Raw genomic sequence first — 2697 nt, forward strand, 5'->3', positions numbered from 1 at the left:
CATCGTAATTCCGCCAGGTCATCGGTTGCCTATCCGCAAAACCAAAGCCCTAGCGCCACACCGGGCTTCGCATTACCCGCAAACAGACGTGTTGGGGAGGACCCGCTTGCCGGCTCAATGGGGTTGCGTTGGGTTGCGTTTGGGTTGCGCGCGCGGTTGCTACTGTTGGGGTGGGTGGGGTTCATTGGCGTTTGCCGGCGATCTTCTCGGCGCGCTGTTGGCGCTCGTGGTCGTCGCGACAGTCGGCGTCGCAGAAGCGGCAGCCGGGCGGCACGATGGCGTCGCAGTAGTAGCAGACGCCACAGGGCGAGAGGCCGGCTGTCGATGAACGGGCGGCGGCGATGGCGAGATCGATGGGCATCTGCTCGAACTCCTTGGCGCGGTCGGCGTCGTCCATCAGCGCACGGCCGTGAGGTTGGCGCGAGCGGTGATGGCCTCGAGGCGCTGACTCATGGCCTTGAGTTCCTTCGTGGCCAGGATGAACTGCTGCTGCAGAGCCTGCACTTCGTCGGCCGGCGTTACCGGGTCGGGCTGTGAGTAGCCGCAGATGGAGGCGATGTAGTGCATCGCGGCATGGCATTCGATCTCCCTGCCGATGCGCAGCAGGTGAAGCATTTCGGTCTCGTTGAAGTGCTGGCGGCGGTCCGGGTTGAGGCAGTCGCTGATCTTGCTCGCGGCCTGGTCGACGGGGAGAGACGGCCACAGCTTGCAGCCGACGATCTTGGAGCCGCCAGCGGCGCGGATGACTTCGCGCAGGGCGTCCTGGATCGACTCGTGGAATAGCGCTTGTTGCATGGCGAGACCTTTCGTGGGCTTGTACGTGGCTGTACGAAAAATCCGGACAGCCTTCGTACAGGCGGTGATCTATTGTTTCTTCGTGCCGCTCGGCTCGGCCAGTGGAGTACCCCAATGCAGATAGAATCCAACTTCCACGCTTTCATCCACCCGCACAGGAGTACCCATGGCCATACCTTCCGACGACTACAACGCGCTGACTACCGCCCTCGGCGGGATTTGCTTCGCACTGACAAGACGGCTGCCAAAAGAAGAACGGCAGCCGCTGCTGCAAGACTTGGTTGCCATGGCGCACGGCAGGAACACAGCGGGCGATCTGCGCGGCGAGACATTGTTCCTGGACATGGCGGCTGCTGTTGCATCGGCCATGGCCGGCGACGATCGCCAACAACAAACCGGCGGGAATCCACCCAGCGGTTGAAAGACTTCTGGAGTTCGTTGAGCACGCGCTGTCCTTTCCGAAAAAAAGCCCTCTCCGCGTCTGTCAGGACGCGGAGAGTGATGGAAGCCGCACCGGCGGGGAGACGTCGCCGGGCGGTTGGAGGAGATTGGGTGGCCAGTCATGCGGCGGACTGCTGTTGCTCGACATGGTCGGGCTGGCTGGCTGGCGACTGCTTGGCGAAGAAGTCGGCGAGCCGCTGCACGGTATGCACGCTGGGCTCCTTGAAGCTGCCCTGCGCGATCTTGGTGACAGTCGAGTAGGGCACGCCGCTGCCCGCAGCAACAGCGCGTTGCGGGATGGATTTGGCCCTCAGGTGGGCCATCACAAAGTCGTAGATTGGAGGTGAAGTTGTCATGGATGCGCATCCTATACCCACCAATGGATCAGCGCAATACCCACACATTGATTTTCGCTTTTGCGACCATCCATACGTGGAGATTTCGCAAATCATCAGCCGCAACCTGACCGAACTCATGGCGTCGTATCCGGGGCGGGAAACCCTTGCTAAGGTGGCGAAAGCGGCTCACGTGGGGTTCGGCACTGTTCAGCGCGCCCGCAACGGTGACGGCAATCTGACGGTGCAGAATCTCGACCTGATCGCACGTGCGTTTCGACGGACAGCGAAAGACCTGCTGGCCGAGCCGGTCGACGAGTACGAGCTCGCGGCGCCGGTCACCGTCCTGACCGCGCAGGAGCCGCCAGTCGAGGAACGCGAGCTGCTGCAGGGATATCGAGACGCCTCGCAGGAGGTGCGTGAAATCCTGCTTGACCTTGCGCGAAAGGCAACCCGCAAAAAGGATTTCGGGCCGCGCAGCGAGAGCAACGACTAGCCCGAACTCGACTGCGCGCGATCAAGGGCTGCAAATGCCACGAATCATGATATGGTTTCGCTATGGATACCCAAGGACAGCCGGCGCGCCGGTCTCGGTTGGCGCCCGAGCCGCATTTCCTGGTAGAGGACATGGCGGAGACGCCAGCTATTGTCGACAGAGCCGCGCCAACGGACGCCACGCTGGCCGAAGAGCGCGCGGCACCAACGACGCCAACGGCCGCGCCAACAGAGCGCCGATCCGCGGCGCGCGTGGTTGTGACGGACATTCACATGTCGTTCTTGTCCATGGTGATTTTTCTGATCAAGCTGACTTTCGCCATAATTCCGGCGGCTCTCATCAGCGTTGGCATCGTCGCTTTGTTCGTCCGCGCACTCGGCTGGTACACATTGCATGGGTAACGACCTTTCCGCGCTGACGGGGCCAACTGAAGAAGCCGCCACCGTGCGGCTTTTTTTTACCCCAAAATAGCCTTTTATGGCTTGACACGGTAGCCACGTGCGGCTAAAGTCTCACTCATCGACCACCCACGGAGCCACCACATGCCCCACTTCGACCAACCCGGCGGCGTACTTCTCGCCGAGCGCCTCCTCGCCGAAGCCTTCCCGCGGGGCCGCGAAGCGCGCAGCG

6 protein-coding genes are annotated in these 2697 nt (G+C 62.3%); 3 read left to right on the plus strand and 3 right to left on the minus strand.

The window, feature by feature from the left end; translation table 11 throughout:
• Positions 1-181: 181 nt before the first annotated feature.
• Both RUU78_RS08665 and RUU78_RS08670 read right to left on the minus strand, forming a co-directional pair.
• Entirely contained in the window at positions 182-397 is a 216-nt protein-coding gene (locus tag RUU78_RS08665) for a hypothetical protein (protein ID WP_313915644.1), read from the minus strand.
• On the minus strand, positions 397-795 hold the full coding sequence (locus RUU78_RS08670; RefSeq protein ID WP_313915646.1) for a DUF5320 domain-containing protein: 399 nt from the start codon (positions 793-795) through the stop codon (positions 397-399). The genes RUU78_RS08665 and RUU78_RS08670 overlap by 1 nt, the downstream gene beginning before the upstream one ends.
• A 166-nt stretch (positions 796-961) precedes the next feature.
• Here RUU78_RS08670 and RUU78_RS08675 point away from each other — a divergent pair, with 166 nt between their 5' ends.
• Entirely contained in the window at positions 962-1216 is a 255-nt protein-coding gene (locus tag RUU78_RS08675; RefSeq protein WP_313915648.1) for a hypothetical protein, read from the plus strand.
• A gap of 139 nt (positions 1217-1355) precedes the next feature.
• Here RUU78_RS08675 and RUU78_RS08680 read toward each other — a convergent pair whose 3' ends face one another.
• Positions 1356-1592, minus strand: coding sequence for a helix-turn-helix transcriptional regulator (locus tag RUU78_RS08680; RefSeq protein WP_313915650.1), 237 nt, complete (start codon positions 1590-1592; stop codon positions 1356-1358).
• Here RUU78_RS08680 and RUU78_RS08685 point away from each other — a divergent pair.
• Positions 1591-2067, plus strand: a complete 477-nt coding sequence (locus RUU78_RS08685) for a hypothetical protein (RefSeq protein WP_313915653.1) — start codon at positions 1591-1593, stop codon at positions 2065-2067. The two genes, RUU78_RS08680 and RUU78_RS08685, sit on opposite strands and share 2 nt — an antisense overlap.
• Positions 2068-2129: 62 nt before the next feature.
• A complete protein-coding gene (locus RUU78_RS08690) occupies positions 2130-2468 on the plus strand; it encodes a hypothetical protein (protein ID WP_313915654.1) in 339 nt (112 codons plus the stop codon).
• The last annotated feature ends 229 nt before the right edge of the window (positions 2469-2697 follow it).

This window comes from Tahibacter sp., assembly GCF_032229445.1.
GTDB lineage: Bacteria > Pseudomonadota > Gammaproteobacteria > Xanthomonadales > Rhodanobacteraceae > Tahibacter.

What these genes read in the sequence shown, in the direction of transcription:
- RUU78_RS08665 (WP_313915644.1), bottom strand. Translation starts at nt 397, where the DNA reads ATGGACGACGCCGACCGCGCCAAGGAGTTCGAGCAGATGCCCATCGAT.
- RUU78_RS08670 (WP_313915646.1), bottom strand. Translation starts at nt 795, where the DNA reads ATGCAACAAGCGCTATTCCACGAGTCGATCCAGGACGCCCTGCGCGAA.
- RUU78_RS08675 (WP_313915648.1), top strand. Translation starts at nt 962, where the DNA reads ATGGCCATACCTTCCGACGACTACAACGCGCTGACTACCGCCCTCGGC.
- RUU78_RS08685 (WP_313915653.1), top strand. Translation starts at nt 1,591, where the DNA reads ATGGATGCGCATCCTATACCCACCAATGGATCAGCGCAATACCCACAC.
- RUU78_RS08680 (WP_313915650.1), bottom strand. Translation starts at nt 1,592, where the DNA reads ATGACAACTTCACCTCCAATCTACGACTTTGTGATGGCCCACCTGAGG.
- RUU78_RS08690 (WP_313915654.1), top strand. Translation starts at nt 2,130, where the DNA reads ATGGATACCCAAGGACAGCCGGCGCGCCGGTCTCGGTTGGCGCCCGAG.